Annotated in this window: 11 protein-coding genes and 2 rRNA genes; 7 read left to right on the top strand and 6 right to left on the bottom strand. The window is 37.5% G+C overall.

The features are described 5' to 3' along the window. Nucleotides 1–100: 100 nt before the first annotated feature. The 3 genes from GM3709_RS09020 to cynS all read left to right on the top strand — a co-directional run bounded on the left by GM3709_RS09020 (nt 101) and on the right by cynS (nt 4134). Nucleotides 101–2878 (top strand): 23S ribosomal RNA (locus GM3709_RS09020). 56 nt (nt 2879–2934) lie between these two features. Next, nucleotides 2935–3051 (top strand): 5S ribosomal RNA (gene rrf / locus GM3709_RS09015). Nucleotides 3052–3690: 639 nt separating this feature from the next. Further along, nucleotides 3691–4134, top strand: a complete 444-nt coding sequence (gene cynS, locus GM3709_RS09010) for a cyanase (RefSeq protein WP_066118479.1) — start codon at nt 3691–3693, stop codon at nt 4132–4134. Nucleotides 4135–4325: 191 nt separating this feature from the next. Here the strand turns inward: cynS and GM3709_RS09005 are convergent, their stop codons facing one another. From GM3709_RS09005 to GM3709_RS08990, 4 genes are all read right to left on the bottom strand, one after another. Next, entirely contained in the window at nt 4326–5282 is a 957-nt protein-coding gene (locus tag GM3709_RS09005) for an ABC transporter permease (RefSeq protein WP_066118477.1), read from the bottom strand. Between the two features lie 152 nt (nt 5283–5434). Then, nucleotides 5435–6085: a cofactor assembly of complex C subunit B gene (locus GM3709_RS09000; protein WP_066118473.1), complete on the bottom strand. Its 651-nt coding sequence runs from the start codon at nt 6083–6085 to the stop codon at nt 5435–5437. 106 nt (nt 6086–6191) lie between these two features. Then, nucleotides 6192–6929 (bottom strand): response regulator transcription factor RpaB, encoded by a 738-nt coding sequence (gene rpaB, locus GM3709_RS08995; protein WP_066118471.1) that lies wholly within the window; start codon nt 6927–6929, stop codon nt 6192–6194. Between the two features lie 415 nt (nt 6930–7344). Continuing rightward, nucleotides 7345–7881 (bottom strand): GNAT family N-acetyltransferase, encoded by a 537-nt coding sequence (locus GM3709_RS08990; protein WP_066121836.1) that lies wholly within the window; start codon nt 7879–7881, stop codon nt 7345–7347. 120 nt (nt 7882–8001) lie between these two features. Here GM3709_RS08990 and GM3709_RS08985 point away from each other — a divergent pair, with 120 nt between their 5' ends. After that, on the top strand, nt 8002–10233 hold the full coding sequence (locus GM3709_RS08985) for an FdhF/YdeP family oxidoreductase (RefSeq protein WP_066118469.1): 2232 nt from the start codon (nt 8002–8004) through the stop codon (nt 10231–10233). Nucleotides 10234–10273: 40 nt separating this feature from the next. On the opposite strand, the gene GM3709_RS08980 is transcribed toward GM3709_RS08985, so the two are convergent. Next, a complete protein-coding gene (locus tag GM3709_RS08980; protein WP_066118467.1) occupies nt 10274–10792 on the bottom strand; it encodes a hypothetical protein in 519 nt (172 codons plus the stop codon). 90 nt (nt 10793–10882) lie between these two features. On the opposite strand from GM3709_RS08980, the gene GM3709_RS21370 reads away from it, so the two are divergent. Both GM3709_RS21370 and GM3709_RS21775 read left to right on the top strand, forming a co-directional pair. Continuing rightward, the gene (locus GM3709_RS21370) at nt 10883–11047 is read left to right on the top strand and encodes a type II toxin-antitoxin system HicA family toxin (RefSeq protein WP_144439423.1); all 165 of its coding nucleotides are present in this window, start codon (nt 10883–10885) and stop codon (nt 11045–11047) included. Between the two features lie 458 nt (nt 11048–11505). Then, on the top strand, nt 11506–16773 hold the full coding sequence (locus GM3709_RS21775) for a Calx-beta domain-containing protein (RefSeq protein WP_066118465.1): 5268 nt from the start codon (nt 11506–11508) through the stop codon (nt 16771–16773). A gap of 178 nt (nt 16774–16951) precedes the next feature. Here the strand turns inward: GM3709_RS21775 and GM3709_RS08970 are convergent, their stop codons facing one another. Continuing rightward, nucleotides 16952–17647 (bottom strand): hypothetical protein, encoded by a 696-nt coding sequence (locus GM3709_RS08970; RefSeq protein WP_066118463.1) that lies wholly within the window; start codon nt 17645–17647, stop codon nt 16952–16954. A gap of 113 nt (nt 17648–17760) precedes the next feature. Here GM3709_RS08970 and GM3709_RS08965 point away from each other — a divergent pair, with 113 nt between their 5' ends. Beyond that, nucleotides 17761–18933 (top strand): glycoside hydrolase family 10 protein, encoded by a 1173-nt coding sequence (locus tag GM3709_RS08965; RefSeq protein ID WP_066118461.1) that lies wholly within the window; start codon nt 17761–17763, stop codon nt 18931–18933. Nucleotides 18934–18949 lie beyond the last annotated feature (16 nt).

Below are 18949 nucleotides of genomic sequence, written 5' to 3'. Positions count from 1 at the left end.
CAATTCAGCATCTAAAATAGAATGCTGAACAAAAGTTCAGTAAGAACCTTGAAAACTGCATAAAAAAAGTAGGTAGAAAAAGCTGTAGAAATCACAGACAGGTCAAGCAAAGAAGGGCTGATGGTGGATACCTAGGCACACGAAGGCGAAGAAGGACGTAGCAACCTACGAAAAGTCTCGGGGAGTCGGAAGCAGACTATGAGCCGAGAGTATCCGAATGGGGCAACCCGATCAACACACTATGAAAATAGTGATGAGCGAACCTGGTGAACTGAAACATCTTAGTAGCCAGAGGAAGAGAAAACAAAAGTGATTCCCCCAGTAGCGGCGAGCGAAACGGGAACAGCCTAAACCAGAGTTTACGAACTGTGGGGTAGTGGGACATCAAGATCGAAACTAGAAGTTAAATGAACTAGCTGAAAACTAGACCGTAGAAGGTGAAAGTCCTGTAATTGAAAACTAAAAGAATTGTAGATGAATCCCGAGTAGCACGAGATAAGTGGAATCTAGTGTGAATCAGCCACGACCACGTGGTAAGGCTAAATACAAAGTGTGACCGATAGAGAAAAGTACCGCGAGGGAAAGGTGAAAAGAACCCCGGGAGGGGAGTGAAATAGAACATGAAACCATCAGCTTACAAGCAATGGGAGTCCGATAGAACGGATGACCGTGTGCCTGTTGAAGAATGAGCCGGCGACTTACAGGCGGTGGCGGGTTAAATCGAAAAGATGAAGCCAAAGAGAAATCGAGTCCGAAAAGGGCGCTAGTCACTGTTTGTAGACCCGAACCCGGGTGATCTAACCATGGCCAGGATGAAGCCCCCGTAACAGGTGGTGGAGGTCCGAACCGACCAATGTTGAAAAATTGGCGGAGGAGCTGTGGTTAGGGGTGAAATGCCAATCGAACCCGGAGCTAGCTGGTTCTCCCCGAAATGTGTTGAGGCGCAGCGGTGTAGAAGGGAATGGGGGGTAAAGCACTGTTTCGTTGCGGGCTGCGAGAGCGGTACCAAGATGAGACAAACTCAGAATACCCATGACTATAGCACTAGTGAGACGGTGGGGGATAAGCTTCATCGTCAAGAGGGAAACAGCCCAGACCATCAGCTAAGGTCCCAAAGTATCAACTAAGTGAGAAAGGAGGTGGGAGTGCTTAGACAACCAGGAGGTTTGCCTAGAAGCAGCAATCCTTGAAAGAGTGCGTAATAGCTCACTGGTCAAGCGCTCCGGCGCCGAAAATGAACGGGGCTAAGTTGGTCACCGAAGCTATGGACTTAGAAATAAGTGGTAGGGGAGCGTTCTATATAGGGTGAAGCATTAGCGGCAAGCAGATGTGGACAGTATAGAAGTGAGAATGTCGGCTTAAGTAGCGAAAATTAAGGTGAGAATCCTTAACCCCGAAAGCCCAAGGGTTTCTCCAGAAGGCTCGTCCGTGGAGAGTTAGCCCGGACCTAAGGCGAAGCGAAAAGCGTAGTCGATGGCAAGCAGGTAAATATTCCTGCGTGGCTTTATAGGAGCGATTATCGGGACCCATAGACAAAGAAGTACACCCTGAGTGGATTGGGAGCAGTTTACTGCGAGTATGGAAAGAAAGTGGCAAGAAAAGCGATAATCGTGTTGAGTATAGAGTCCCGGTACCCGAAACCGACACAGGTGGGCAAGTAGAGAATACTAAGGGGAGCGAGAGAACTCTCTCCAAGGAACTCGGCAAAATGACCCCGTAACTTAGGGAGAAGGGGTGCCTCCGAGAGGAGGTCGCAGTGAAGAGGCCCAGGCGACTGTTTAGCAAAAACATAGGTCTCTGCAAACTCGAAAGAGGAAGTATAGGGGCTGACGCCTGCCCAGTGCCGGAAGGTTAAAGAAGTTGGTCAGTTTTAGGATGAAGCTAGCGACTGAAGCCCCGGTGAACGGCGGCCGTAACTATAACGGTCCTAAGGTAGCGAAATTCCTTGTCGGGTAAGTTCCGACCCGCACGAAAGGCGTAACGATCTGGGCACTGTCTCGGAGAGAGACTCGGCGAAATAGGAATGTCTGTGAAGATACGGACTACCTGCACTTGGACAGAAAGACCCTATGAAGCTTTACTATAGCTTGGAATTGTGTTCGGGCTTGCGGTGCGCAGGATAGGTGGGAGGCGTAGAAGTATTTCTTGTGGGGAATATGGAGCCAATGGTGAGATACCACTCTCTGGGAGCTAGAATTCTAACGGGAAACCGGAAAGTTTCAGGTGGGTAGTTTGACTGGGGCGGTCGCCTCCAAAAAGGTAACGGAGGCGTACAAAGGTTACCTCAGACTGGTTGGAAATCAGTCGAAGAGTGCAAAGGCAGAAGGTAGCTTGACTGTGAGACGGACAGGTCGAACAGGGTGGAAACACGGTCTTAGTGATCCGACGGTGCTGTGTGGAAGGGCCGTCGCTCAACGGATAAAAGTTACTCTAGGGATAACAGGCTGATCTCCCCCAAGAGTTCACATCGACGGGGAGGTTTGGCACCTCGATGTCGGCTCATCGCAACCTGGGGCGGAAGTACGTCCCAAGGGTTGGGCTGTTCGCCCATTAAAGCGGTACGTGAGCTGGGTTCAGAACGTCGTGAGACAGTTCGGTCCATATCCGGTGCAGGCGTGAGAATATTGAGAGGAGCCTTCCTTAGTACGAGAGGACCGGGAAGGACGTACCTCTGGTGTACCAGTTATTGTGCCAACAGTAAACGCTGGGTAGCCAAGTACGGAGAGGATAACCGCTGAAAGCATCTAAGTGGGAAGCCCACCTCAAGATGAGTATTCTGGTGTAAGGTTACGGGAAGAACACCCGTTTTATAGGCACAAGGTGGAAGTGCAGTAATGTGTGGAGCCGAAGTGTACTAACAAACCGTCCGCTTGACCTAATCTTAAAATCGATCTACTTTTTTATGCAGTCTTGAAGGAAAACTTCAAGGAATTAGCTGGTGTGTGTAGCATTGTGGAACCACTGCGAACCATCCCGAACTCGTGGGTGAAACGCAATCGCGGCGACGATACTAATGGGGTAGCCCGTTGGGACAATAGTTCCATGCCAGCTTTAACATTAACTCATCTCATCTCATATGAAACAAAAAGCATCCTTCTTAAATCAGGGTGCTTTTTGGTGCTTTCAGTGGGAAACGAAATATGGTAAGCTAAGACGCATTATTTCCTTTATTTATTATTTTGGTATTACTTTAATAGTTTAGCGTAATATGATTGGTAGAACCTTTAATGGTCATAATTGTTATTGATTGATTTTGACTGTATATTTATCTATCCTATTTATTTTGAGGATTTATGTAGTGTACCGTTAATATTTATTGATAAAGTCCAGAAGGGCTTACAACGATCGATTATTGACGAGTACGGCGTTGGTTATAATTTTGATAAGTTGGTTTTTTACACATATAGTTAGTTAAAATAACACTGAGACAGTTAGAGAAATTATGTAAGGTGGCCATTGTGCACCAATCAAGATTTTTGAAAATTTTTAATATTATTAAACTGTTTCATTCTTATTTTTAATGACTATACTTTTACTTTTTCCATCCTCCAAATCGTTAAAAACATCCACCAATCACACATCAGTCACGATTTTTATCAATCTTGTTTTAGAAATTGTATCTAAAAATACATTTGATTGAAACTTAAGAATCTGATAATTAATACTTACTATTTTACAACCAAAATAAATATGGCGATCGCAAAAATCACAGAAACATTATTAAAGGCAAAAAAAGCAAAAGGTATTACATTTCAAGAGTTAGAAAAAATTTTAGGTCAAGATGAAGTCTGGATTGCTTCTGTTTTTTATCGTCAAGCTACCGCTAATGAATCAGAAGCAAAAACAATTTTAGAAACTTTGGATTTACCCTTAGAGTTAGTTGAAGAATTAACTATTCCCCCCGTTAAAGGTTCATTAGACCCTGTAATTCCTACTGATCCTTTAATTTATCGTTTTTATGAAATTATGCAGGTATATGGAATGCCTTTAAAGGACGTGATCCAAGAAAAATTCGGAGATGGTATCATGAGTGCTATTGACTTTACCTTAGATGTGGAAAAAATTCCAGATCCTAAAGGCGATCGAGTACAAGTCGTAATGTGTGGTAAATTTTTACCGTACAAAAAATGGTAAGAAAAAACCATTATGTAATTTTCTGTCGATAGAGACAAGTGGACAAGTGGACAGTTAGAAGGATTTAAGCGCGATAGTTGACCTAAATTTCCTTATCAAAAGAATTAAATTTAGGAAATAAGTGTGTAAAATTAATTTTTCTATATTTTAAATCAATTATTATTACTTTTTCCTGTTCCCTTTTCCCTCGATTAATTGATAGTAACCCTAGGATCTAGCCATGAATAACTTAAATCAGCAATTAAATTAAATATCACAATTAAAATACCATAAATCATTGCGATCGCCATAACTACGGGAGTATCACTACGATAAATAGATTCAATCAATAATGCACCGATACCCGGAATACGAAAAATTTGTTCTGTAACTAATGCACCAGTAAAAATACTAGGAATATCTAATGCAATGAGGGTAACAACAGGTATTAAAGCATTGCGTAAAATATGTTTAACAACTACTTGATAAGTATTTAATCCTTTACTATAAGCTGTTCGTACATAATCATGGCTTAATTCTTCGGTAACAGACGATCGCATAAATCGCATTAGCACCGCCGTTTGATATAAACTTAATACTATGATCGGCATTATAGACTGTTTTATTTGAGCTAAAAAAGAAGTAAAATCAGTAACAATTAAATTACTATCATAAATAAAAGGTAGCCATTTTAGTTTCACACTAAAGATAATTATTAATAATAATCCCGTGAAAAAAGGAGGAATAGAATAGCCAAAAAGTGCGATCGAAGTGAGAATATTATCGAGTAAAGAATAACGTTTAACTGCTGAAATTAAACCCATAGGAATAGCAATAATAATGCTTATTAAATAAGCAATTCCCACAATCATTAAAGTATTAGGAAGACGTTGCCAAATCAAATCTATAACAGGACTTCGACTATTAAAAGAATAACCTAAATCTCCTCGAAAAAAAGCCCCAAGCCACTTAAAATAGCGAACATAAATAGGTTGATCTAAACCTAAAGATTTTCTAATATTTTCTCTTATTTCTGCGGTAATATTAGGATTAGAACCAAACTCACTGAGTGGATCACCCGGAGCAAGAGCTAATATAAAAAATATAACCACACTAATAGCTAATAATGTAGGTAGAGAAATCAAGATTCTTTTAATTAAATAATTCATGGAATAAGCTAAAACACTATTAAAATTCTTGATATTTCGTTATTTAGTATATAATTAACTTTGTTTTAAGCTAAAACACCTTTAACTTGCATAGTTTAATATTACTAAAAATTGATAAAATTCTTATTTGTTGTCAATAAGCCTACCCTTAACTATTTAGGTGTGTTTGAGTTTATTGTCAGTGCTATTTTTTCGGTAATGCCTTGAATCCATGATTCATCTTGTTTTGTATAGCTACGAGGAATGTTTGTTGCTAGGATAACAACCCCTTGATTTTGTAACGGAATACAGATTAAGCCTTGAATATTAGAAGGGAGATAATCAAACTCAATTTTACCCGGATAATGTTTTAAATCAACTAGATAAACAGGTTTTTGAGTCGTCATCACTCTTTGCAAAATTGTACCGGGGGTGATGGTATTATTTTCACCAAAAACTCCTCTACGCAATAGAGTTTTACCCTGATAATAAACCACGATCGACTTAGTAACAGTATTATTGAGAATAAGATGACTTGCCCATGCTAATTCAGTTTTAACTACTTCAGATAAATCAGGGTCAAATTCAATACCTTCCTCACCAATCAAAGTAACGCTTTGGGGGGGGACAGATTTTATTTGCCGTAGCAAAATACTCGTCAATAAAAGCATAGCACAAAGAATTACCCCCAGAGCATCCGATCGAGCTTGAGAATCTAATACGGTGGGAGTAGTTAAACGATTAATCATCAACAAAAAACCGCCCATAATTCCTGCAACTAAGGGCAAATTTTGGATAAACTGATTTTCTTGTTTTTGTGCCATCTTGAATAATGAGAAATTAGCAGTTAGCAGTTAGGGATCAACCCATTTTGACATAAATTACAAGGTTAATAGCAAAAGTCTGCTAAAGGAAATCTATAATTATTCACTAACTAGGTTTTTTCTCTCCCGGTTCTAAAATTCTTTGAAAGAGATAACCAGTACCTCTAGCAGTTAAAATAAGTTCAGGATTACTGGGATCTTCTTCTAATTTAGCTCTTAAACGAGACACATGAACATCTACGACTCTTGTGTCCACGTGACGCTCTGGTGTATATCCCCACACTTCTTGTAATATTTCTGATCGAGAAAAAGCATCTCCCGATTTACTTACCAACAATTCCAACAGGCTAAACTCCATGCCTGTTAAACGAATCCGTTGATCACCTTTATATACTTGTCTTTTATTAGTATCAATACGGATACTGTTAATGGATATTACCCCAGAACTAGGAATTCCTGCTGTACCTGTTTTATCAATTCTTCGTAATACGGAGCGAATACGAGCCTCTAATTCTTTCGGAGAAAAGGGTTTAACTACATAATCATCTGCACCCAACTCTAACCCCGTAATTCGATCGGCGACATCACCCAAAGCCGTTAACATAATAATGGGAATGTCTGATTCTTTGCGTAATTCTTGACAGACACCGTAACCGTCTAATTTAGGCATCATTACGTCTAAAACCACCAAATCTGGTTGAGTTGCATGGAATGTGGCGATCGCATCTTCTCCATCGGCGGCGGTGACAACATCATAACCAATCATGGATAAACGGGTTTCTAAAATACGGCGAATACTAGCCTCATCATCTACTACTAAAATTTTTTCTTTATGATTCTCCAAAGTTTTAACTCCTATAAATTTTTAATATATTTTTAGTATATATAGCAGTCAAGATTAGGCTAAGAACTATGAGCCATGACTATTACTAATTGTAAAATAAGAAATATTAAAAAATCTTAATTTTATTAAACTACTATAAAATCTAGTTTATTATAGAATGTCGCTCATTTATAAACCTAAAAATCATAAAAATCCGTAGATTTACTTAATTTTTGGAAAGTGTTTCTCAATAAAACAGTATAAAATAGGTTCACCACCTAGTAAATAGGATGTCACATAGGCAAATAAGCAAGTTACGAATATCGGTAAAACTATAAAAAAGTTATCTATATATCAGTCAAGATAATCGTGGTAAGAGTTAGTCTTACTGTTGCAGAAACTAAACCTCTCATTCCTGCGATCGCTCATTTACAAATTAACCTAGAATATCAACAGATTGAGTCATGTTATCATGGATAACTTGTTGATAAAAATTTCTTTCCAAACAATAGACGAAACAGTGATCATCACCAAAGTAACGGCTTTCGATAAATTTAAAACCCAAATTCTCATAGAAACGATGGGCTCGAGTGTTATCTTTTAAAGGATCAACTAAGACTGCCGATACCTTCTTATCAGAAAAACAACGTTCTAGTGCGAGTTTCATCATTTTTGTACCATAGCCTTTACCTAAATCGGTTTCTTTCCCAATCCAAATATCAATAGCACGAAGATTACTCGGAATTTCTCCCCAATAATGACTTTCTTCAAGGGCTGGATCTATTATTTGAACAAAGCCAATGGGATGTCCGTCCATTTCCGCAATTAATTGCTCTCGCCAATGGGGATTTCGATGAAGCTCGACTTCCCAGTGCCAATCATCATTCGGATCTGAAGCTATAACATGGGGTTGCTCATCCCAATATTTCAATAATTCTAAATCATCGGGAGTTGCCGGACGTAAATTGATCATTGATTTCATTAAAAAATTACTTTTAATCATATTAAATATCAACTATAAAAAAACAAAAATACCATGATTGTTAACCATAAACAATTAAAATGAAAAAGACATCATTATCCTAGTTTAATCATGACAGAATCTACTAAATCTCCTTCTGCCGGTGGCGGTTTACCTGTACTTAAATATTGGCTAGAAAAAAGCGTTTCTCCTCAAGGTGTCAAAATTTGGGAAAAGTTGAACCATCAAAGTAGTTGTTTGTCCTGTGCATGGGGTACAGGGGGGCAAAAAGGCGGTTTTGTCAATGAGGAAGGAGAATATTTACAACGATGTGCGAAAAGTGTGGAGGCAATATCCGCAGAATTACAAGAAGGCATTAAACCAGATTTTTTTACTCAATTTACCATCGAAGAATTACAACAATTAGATTCTCAACAATGCGATCGACTAGGAAGATTAAGCTATCCTATGATATTAAGAAAGGATAGTAAGCATTATGAAAGAATTAGTTGGCAGGAAGTATATGATATAGCAGAAAAAGCCTTTAAAAAATTACCAGAAAGAGTTGCCAGTTATAGCTCAGGAAGGTCATCAAATGAAGCCGCTTTTATTTTACAATTGATGATGAGGGCATTAGGTAGTAATAATTTAGCTGATTGCTCAGATTTATGTCACGCACCCTCCACCGTAGGCTTAAAAGAGGTTTTCGGTAGTGGCACTTCCATGGTAAGCCTCGAAAGCCTGAAACATTCAGATTGTGTTGTCTTAATTGGCTCAAATGCTCCAGCAAATCATCCCCGTTTGATGAATGAATTAATCAAAATTCGAGATAAAGGCGGTAAAGTTATCATTATCAATCCCCAAATTGAAGTCGGTTTAGTCAAATTTGCCTCCCCGGCATTTCCGATAAAATCCTTACTTAAAGGTGGCTCGAATATTTCTACTTTATATGTGCAACCGATACCCGGAAGTGATGTCGCTGTATTTGTGGGTATTCAAAAATCCTTACTTGAACAGAATTTAGTTGATTTTGAATATTTGTGCAACTATACCGATGGTTGGCAAGAAGTGGTTAACCATGCAGAAAATACCTCTTGGGAAAGCATTACCGATACTTGCGGTTTATCCAGAGAGGAAATAGAAGAAGTTGCCTATACTATTGGGAAATCCGATAAAGTTGTGTTTGCGTGGGCAATGGGTATAACTCACCATACCAACGGTGTTGATAACGTCAAAAGTATTGCTAATACTGCCTTAATTACGGGCAATGCCGGTAAAATGGGAGCGGGTACGATGCCCATAAGAGGACATTCCAACGTGCAAGGATTTGGCTCAATGGGTGTTACCATTAGACTTAGTGAGCCTATCAAACAAGCCTTACAAGGGATAATAGGGCAATCTGTTACAGAAACTAAAGGCTATTCTGCAAGGGGTTTAATTACGGCTTCTTTTCACAAAAAAATTGATACATTGTTTTGTTTGGGAGGTAATTTATATGGTGCTAATCCCGATTTAACAGAAGCAAAACGATCGTTATCAAACATCGAAACTATCTTTTATGTGGCAACTAAGCCCAATTTAGGACATTTTCACGGGTTAGCTAAAGAAAACACTCTCATTCTTCCCGTATTTAACCGTTTTGAGAATCCTCATCGCACGACTACGGAGTCAGGAAATAATTTTGTGCGTTTGAATGAAGTCGGCACTACTCACCTCAAGGATGCAGATTTAATCTCGGAAATTGAATTAATTACCTCTATTGCAGATAAAATTTTAGGCAAAAATCCGATTAATTGGAAAGGTTTACAAGATACTAGCTATATCAGGGAATTAATCGCTAAAACTATCCCTGGTTATCAAAAAATAGGCGAAATTGATAAAACTAAAGAAGAATTTACCATTGACGATCGAATTTTTACTCAACCAAAGTTTAGCACTGCTAATGGTAAGGCACAAATGCAAGTAACTCCTTTACCTGTCTTAACTATTCCTGATAAAGAATTTTTTGGGGTGAGTGCAGATAGTGAGGGTATGGTGTTAATTTTAGGCAGTGGGAGAGGTTACGGGCAACATAACACCGTTGTTTATAACACGGCTGACAAATATCGAGGAATGCCTCATCGTCACTGTATTTTGATGAATCGTGAGGATATTAAAAAGGGTGGTTTTGTGGAGAATCAACGGGTAAAAGTCAAGGGCGATGCAGGAGAGTTAAATAATATTGAAATTATTGCAGGGAATATTTTACAGGGTAGTGCGTTTATGTTTTATCCTGAAGCGAATGTTTTATTTAAGGCACACATTGACAATTTAGCAGAAACTCCTGCTTATAAAAGAGTGCCTATACTTATTTGTTCAAAATGAATAATGTTGGTTTTCCTGCCTTAACCAAACGTACAGATGATCATTCTGCTTCAAGAAAATAACCTTTTATTCCAGATTGATGGGGTATAAAAAGAAATTCATTAATTGGATACCAGTCTTCTGGTAAACATTCAATATAATTACTTTGATTATCACAAACCACAGAATGATGGTGTAACCAAGTTCCAACATTTCTAGTGTCGGGATGATAAACAAAATATGGGGGGTTAGAAATTGATGTCGAGTTGTTTTCCTTAAAGTTGATCTCAATGTTGGATTTGATTAAATAACCAGAAACTTGTCTGTAGCCTAGGTTAGAGTAGTTTTTTTGTACTATCTTTGAAATGCTATGACAATTATATGGAGTTAGATGTCGGTTTTGATTAAGGAACTGTTGTTGACTTTGAGAAATAATGTTTTGGATATTTTTTTGAGGTGAAACCCTTCTATAAAAATTACCTGTATTAAGTTGTCCAAGGATTTGTTGACAATCAGAAACTGTAGGTTTGATGGAATCAGCATTTGGTGATGGACTTTTGACTATAACGTTTTTGAACATACTTTCAACTTATTGACGAATCTAAATTTGTAATTTTGTTAGTCCTATCAATACTGATGTGATTGAAATTTTATCACTTGAAGTTGCTTAATGTTGGCAACGAGAAAAGACTGGATCAAATATTTGGAAATTAAAAGTTTTTATCTTTTAAGAGAAGGTGGTAATCATTCCATTTATACTAATAATAACAAAATAATTCCTGTGAGAAGGCATAAAATTTTCGATCGCATTACAGTAAATCAAATTTGTAAATAAGCTGGATTACCTAAGAAGTTTTAAGTTACAAATAACTGTACTAAGCGATCGCAATTTGGCTTAATTGATAACAGGCTCTAACTTCTTAAAAATCTTTAAGTATTGTGTTATTTTATGTAAATTTTTATGACGATTGTGATTGAAATTAAAAAAAAAAAAGAAATTTAGTTAGAATTTCCTTATCTTGATTTCGAGATCTATAGCAAAATTTTATAAATATCACAGTAAGAAAAAGAATAGTTGAAATTATTTCCACTTTCAAAACTTTCTTTTAGCAAGGTTTTTTTTGTGTTGTAAAATCAAATCCTTCTATCGTAAAGACTTACGAACTTTTATGAAATTTCCCTATTTTTAGTCATAGTGTTTTAAGCAAAAATTAAGGGTTAAAGAACTGTTTTGCTTAAGTTTTGAATATTATTAACCAAGTTTACAATCTTATATCTTACTCTAATATTGCTATGAATAACCTAAATTTGACTATTCCAGAAGCTATTGAAACAGAACTTTCGATCGAGTTTGATTTACAGAATTATATTCTAGATCCCATCGAATTTAGTCAAGATAATCAAGACAAATTAAATCAGATTAAGACTTGGGAAATTCCAGACAGAAAAACAGATGAAATTACCTCTACAAAAATTTCGATCGTAGAAGATAAAGCCTTAGAAAATAATCATATTTTTTATGATGAGGAAGATAATTATATATTTTTTGCAAAAAGTTTTTTTGAAGAAAACTCTGTAGAAGAAATTAAATCAATAGTAGTCGAAGCAGTGTCTAATTCTTCTACTTTATTATCGACACCAGAAAACTCTCCACTAATTTCTTTAAATAAAGGCTTAGAATCTATTAATCGAGAAGCAAATTCTCATACCCTAATATGTGAATGTGGCTCTTGCTTTATACCTTACGTTGAACAATCTCAGGAAAAAGAATCCGCAATTTTAAGTAATCAAGCACCTACAGCATTTGGAAATACATTTAAACTCCATAGTAATCCAAATGCGAATCACACGATTTATTTGGACTTTAACGGTTATTTCAAGAATAGCAGTGTATGGGAAGATGGTGGCTCTTTAACATTGGGAAGCTATAACAGTGACGGTGATCCTAATTCTTTTAGTAATACTGAATTGGAAGAAATGCAGTTAATGTGGCAAAGAGTAGCCGAAGATTTTGCCCCTTTTAATATAAATGTAACGACGGAAGAACCTACGGACTTAGGAGATTTAATTAATACTGGTGGTGGTGACACTCGCTGGGGTATTCGAGCTGTGATGACGGATAACTTAAATTTGGATACAGGAAACCCCATTATCAACGCAGGTGGAGGGGGAACAGCCTATTTGGATACCTTCAATTCAGATTTTGATGAAGTTGCTTTAGTTTTCAATGGTGGTGCTTATGCCGGGGGAGAAACTATTAGCCATGAAGTTGGTCATACTTTAGGATTAGATCATGATGGACAAACTCCTAGCACTGAATATTATGGTGGTCATGGTACAGGAGAAACAAGTTGGGCACCTATTATGGGAGCAGGTTTTGCAGAGGGAGTTGATGATAATGTCACTCAGTGGACAAAAGCCAGTGAATACTATAATGGTAATCGGACAGAAGATGATTTAACCATCATCACCACAAATAATGGATTCGATTATCGTATTGATGATCATGGTAACATTAATGATACTGCTACAGGATTAGCTTCTAATAATTTAAACAGTTTTGGCATTATTGAAAGAAACACGGACATCGATATATTTTCTTTTAATATTACTACCGGCACTATTAATTTTAATATTTTTCCTTCCTCACGAGCTTTGATTTCCGATGGTTTAGGCGGTTTTACTACCGAATATTTAGATTCCTATGGACCTAATTTGGACATCTGGGCGGGAATTTATAACAGTGCTGGAAGTTTAATTGCTCAATCTAATCCCCTAGATGCTTTATCCGCTAGTTTTACTGATTTATTTTTGAGTGCTGGACAATATTTTCTTCATATTGATGGTGTTGGCACGGGTAATCCCCTCTCAAGCACCCCGACAGGTTATACCGATTATGGTAGTTTAGGGCAATATTCTTTATCGGGAACATTTCTACCTCAAGGTGCGAATACTATTTCGATCGACAAAACGACTGATGGTACAGAAACTGGACTGACTAACACTGTCTTTACTATCACTCGTGGGGGAGATGTCAGTGGTGCATTAACTGTTAATTATACTCTGACGGGGAGTGCCACATCGGGGTTAGATTACGCAGGTGATACAATAGGTACAGTTAATTTTGCTCCCGATGCAACTACCGCTACAATTATTCTACCCACCATCGATGATTCCGACCCTGATCTGGATGAAACCATTATTGCTTCGATCGAAACACCGCTAGACTATATACTTGTAGGTAGTAATACCGCCACAGCAACCATCACGGATAATGATACTTTGATTTTCACTAACAACACTTCCATCATTATTGACAGTAATGGAACAAATCCCTATCCTTCTTCGATTAATGTCTCTAGTGTTGAAGGTACAATTAGCAATATTGTCGTAGTACTTAATAGTGTTAGTCATACTTGGGCAGGAGATTTAGATATTTTATTAGTAGGACCTACAGGAGCAACTACAATTTTAATGTCGGATATAGGAGAAGGGACTTCTATAGATGGTGTCACCTTTAACTTTGATGCTAATGCCCTCACCCCTATTGATGACACAAATGTGGGAGTCGATGGCACTTATCAACCTAACAATTTAGTCGGATTGGATGAAACGGAAGGAGTTATTGATCCTTTCCCCACCCCAGCCCCTTCTGGAGATCATGGTACAAACTTAGGTACATTTTTTGAGACTGATCCCAACGGTATATGGAGTTTGTATGTAGTTGATGATTTTCCTTCAGAGGATGATGGTTTTATTAGTGGTTGGTCTTTAATATTTGAAGTTCAACCGATCATACCTATAATAAACCTTAGTGAAAGTCAAACGGTGGTAGAAGGTTTTACGAATCCTCAAAATGTCTCTTACACAGTTAGTCTTTCTTCTGTGACTACTGAGACGGTGATTGTTGAATATTTTACTGCCAATGGAAGTGCCTCTGACGGTTTAGACTATACGCAAACTAGCGGAATTTTGACTTTTTCTCCCGGAGAAATAACTAAAACTATTGACATTCCCATTTTAAATGATTTTTTAAATGAACCTGATGAGAACTTTACCTTAACATTAACGAATCCTGCGAATGGAACTTTAGGGAATGCTGTGTCCACAACGACTATTACAGATACTCTTTCCGCTTCTGTTACCACCACTTTACCCCCTAATGTGGAAAATCTCACTCTCACGGGTATAGGAGATATAAATGGGACAGGTAATACTGGTAATAACGTTATACTCGGTAATAGTGGTAATAATCGTCTTAATGGTGTTGACGGGAATGATACTTTAATAGGTTTAGGTGGTAATGATACTCTCACTGGTGGTATTGGCAATGATTCCATGATTGGTGGTACGGAAAATGATACTTACTATGTAGATGCCATAGGAGATCAAGTCGTAGAATCGTCAAGTCAGGGGAACGATACAGTTCGATCGACTATTACTTACACTTTAGGAACAAATGTAGAATATCTGGTGCTGGAGGGAACAGGAAACATCAATGGCACAGGAAACACTTTACGGAACAATATTACAGGTAATAACCTTAATAACCTTCTGAGTGGTGGAGAAGGAAATGATACTCTGAATGGACGTGGTGGTAATGATACTCTCACTGGTGGTATTGGCAATGATTCCATGATTGGTGGTACGGGCAATGATACCTACTATGTAGATGCCACAGGAGATCAAGTAGTAGAATTGTCCAATGAGGGTACAGATACAGTACTCTCAAGCATCACCTATACTCTAGAAACAAATGTAGAAGACCTAATTTTAACAGGTGCTGGTAATATTAACGGCACAGGAAACACTCTCAATAATAGTATTTTTGGTAATGATGGCAATAATAACCTAGTGGGAGGAGATGGTAACGACTACGTTGACGGCGGTGTTGGTAATGATACCCTGAATGGCGGTAACGGCAATGACTATATCTATGATGCTGGTTATGGCATAGGACAAAATAACTTATTCGGTGGAGATGGCAATGATACTCTCACCGGTGGAGATGGCAATGATACTCTGACTGGTGGAGATGGCAACGATTCCATGATCGGTGGTACGGGCAATGATACCTATTATGTAGATGCCACAGGGGATCAAGTCGTAGAATTATTGAGTGAGGGTAATGATACGGTACGATCGACTATTACTTACACTTTAGGAACAAATGTAGAATATCTGGTGCTGGAGGGAACAGGAAACATCAATGGCACAGGAAACACTTTACGGAACAATATTACAGGTAATAACCTTAATAACCTTCTGACTGGTGGAGAAGGAAATGATACCTTAAATGGACGTGGTGGCAATGATACTCTAACTGGTGGTATTGGTAATGATTCCATGATTGGTGGTACGGGCAATGATACTTTCTATGTAGATGCCACAGGGGATCAAGTGGGAGAAAATGCCAATGAGGGTACAGATACCGTACGATCAACCATTACCTACACTCTGGGAGCAAATGTCGAAAATCTGGTGTTAGAAGGTACAGCAAATATCAACGGTACAGGAAACACCCTTAATAATAGTCTCACGGGGAATAACTTTAATAACCTTCTGACTGGTGGTACGGGAAATGATACTCTCAATGGGCGTGGTGGTGATGATACTCTTACCGGTGGTATTGGTAATGATTCCATGATTGGTGGTACGGGCAATGATACTTTCTATATAGATGCCACAGGGGATCAAGTGGGAGAAAATGCCAATGAGGGTACAGATACCGTACGATCAACCATTACCTACACTCTGGGAGCAAATGTCGAAAATCTGGTGTTAGAAGGAGCAACAAATATCAACGGTACAGGAAACACCCTCAATAATAGTCTTACAGGGAATAATCTTGATAACCTTCTTAATGGTGGTACGGGAAATGATACGGTTAATGGACGTGGTGGCAATGATACTCTTACTGGTGGTATTGGCAATGATTCCATGATTGGTGGTACGGGAAATGATACTTTTTATGTAGATGCCACAGGGGATCAAGTGGGAGAAAATGCCAATGAGGGTACAGATACCGTACGATCAACCATTACCTACACTCTGGGAGCAAATGTCGAAAATCTGGTGTTAGAAGGAGCAACAAATATTAATGGTACAGGAAACACCCTTAATAATAGTCTCACGGGGAATAACCTTGACAATACTCTCACGGGAGGAGAAGGAAATGATACCTTAAATGGCCGTGGTGGCAATGACACTCTTACTGGTGGATTAGGAAATGATAGTCTCATCGGTGGCACTGGTGCTGACTCTTTCCGTTTTACTACTGTGAATGAAGGAGTTGATACTATTACAGACTTTAGCGTTAGTGATGATACTATTTTGGTTCGTCGTAATGGTTTTGGTGGTGGTTTATCCTTGGGTACTTTACCATTAAATCAATTCCGTGTCGGTTCATCGGCAACCGCTTCCACCGATCGTTTCATCTATAATTCCAGTAGTGGTGCATTTTTCTTTGATTCTGATGGTAATGGTGCAACGGGGGCTGTACAAATTGCCACTTTAAGTACGGGATTAGCCATGACGAATCAGGATATTGTTGTAGTTTAATAGTTGTTAGATAATAGGCTTTTGGTGATTATCTCAGCCTATTATCGTCATTTTGAGGATATGCTGAATAAATAGGGGGTGCTGAAAAAGTCTTTTGATGGGGAGTAGGTATTAAGTTTAATTTCATGACAATTAGCGATACCCTATTCCCAACTATCATCAATTATAATTGCTAAAATTACAATGCCATCATATATTTAAAATTACCTTCTCCGACACTTTGTTTTAGAGTATTAATGATTTTTTTCTCATTATCATAGGGGCCACTTATATAAAAAGGCTTTCCATCCTTACCAAATTCCATCGATAATAGTTTGTCTGGGGGTGTACCCAAGAGGGGTTTAACTGCTTCAAAATCTTTATGAGGTTTGAATCCTAGCTTATCAGCGTATTCTATCGCACCGAAAATAATTGATTGTGCTTCTTCAAGGGTAATCTCTACATAGCCACCCTCAAAATTTCGATAAACTTCCCGTAAAAAATTCTGATACTGAATAATATCCATTCTTCTAGGCTCGATCGCATCCTTAACTCCAAGACAGTAAATATCGACTAGACTACTACATACACACAATTTATTACGTTCAATTCTGGTAACTAAAATTTGGGCAAAACCTATATTATCTAATTCTTCCGAAGAATTTTTCGGTTTATGAGATTGTAATAAATGTTGAGCGGCACTTTTATTAATGACACAATGTTTTAGAGGGGATAATTCTCCTTTTTCTACTTTTGCCAAATATTCTTCTTCTCCTTGTTTTTGTATAATTGCAGTGATAGCAACAGGGCGTACACCTAATTTACGAGCAATTTGTTTGGGAGATAATCCTAACTCTCTAAGATTTTTTACTTCTTGTATTTGTTCTGGTGTCATAAACGATCGATAACGGAATAAAATAGTAATTTTGGTATCTATGGTATCTTTTATTTGTAGCTATTTTTTCAAAAATTATACCCTTGTAATGAAACTTAATTAAATTTTAAAATATGAGACTTTTTCGCCTAATTTTAGTATTTTTTTTGACTCTTATTCTTATTTATAGTATTAGTCAAATTTCCTATAGTCAACCCCTGAAAAATAGAGAAATTAGAGGTGTTTGGCTAACAAATATTGACAGTGATGTTTTATTCTCAAAAGACAAAACTAAAAATGCGATCGAAACTTTAAACCAACTAAACTTTAACACAGTATATCCCACCTTATGGAATTGGGGTTATACCTTATATCCTAGTCAAGTAGCAGAAAATATCACGGGCATAAAAATTGATCCCACAGAAGGATTACAAAATCGAGATGTATTAACAGAAATCATTAAAGAATCTCATAGTAGAAAAATAGCAGTGATACCTTGGTTTGAATTTGGATTTATGGCACCAGCAGATTCTCAGTTAGCTAAACTTCACCCACAATGGTTAACTCAAAGACAAGACGGTAGTAAAATTTGGTTAGAAGGAAATGTTCATGAAAGAGTTTGGTTAAATCCCTTGAATCCAGAAGTACAAAATTTTATCGCTGATTTAATCTTAGAAATTGTCAGTAAATATGATATTGATGGTATCCAAGTCGATGATCATTTTGGTTATCCTTCTCAATTTGGTTATGATCCTTATACAGTAGAATTATATCGTAGAGAACATCAAGGAAATTTACCTCCATTAGATTCTAAAAATCCCGATTGGATACAATGGCGAGCAGATAAAATTACTAATTATATGGAGACTTTATTTAAGTTAATTAAACAGGTAAAAAATAATGTAATTGTCTCAGTTTCTCCCAATCCTCAAGAGTTTTCTAAAAATGAGTTTTTAATGGATTGGGCAAAATGGGAAAGAAAAGGTTTAGTCGAAGAATTAATTGTGCAAATTTATCGTAATAATATGGATTCTTTTAATAGAGAATTAGCTCAAAAAGACTTAAAATTGGCTAAAGATCATATTCCCACTGCTATCGGTATTTTAACAGGCTTAAAAGGTCGATCAATCGGTTTTGATTTAATTAATGAGCAGGTAAATTCCACCAGAGAAAAAGGTTTTGGAGGAGTAGGATTTTTCTTTTATGAAAGTTTATGGAATTTTGGCCCTGAAACGGCAACGCAAAGACAATCTTTTTTACAAAATTTGTTCTCTCAAAAACTCGATCGATTTACAATTAATAACTAAGTAAAAAATAAACCTA

Origin of the sequence: Geminocystis sp. NIES-3709 (assembly GCF_001548115.1) — a bacterium.
Lineage (GTDB): Bacteria > Cyanobacteriota > Cyanobacteriia > Cyanobacteriales > Cyanobacteriaceae > Geminocystis.
Note: the sequence above shows the minus strand (reverse complement) of the source record. Positions and strands in the feature narration are given on the sequence as shown.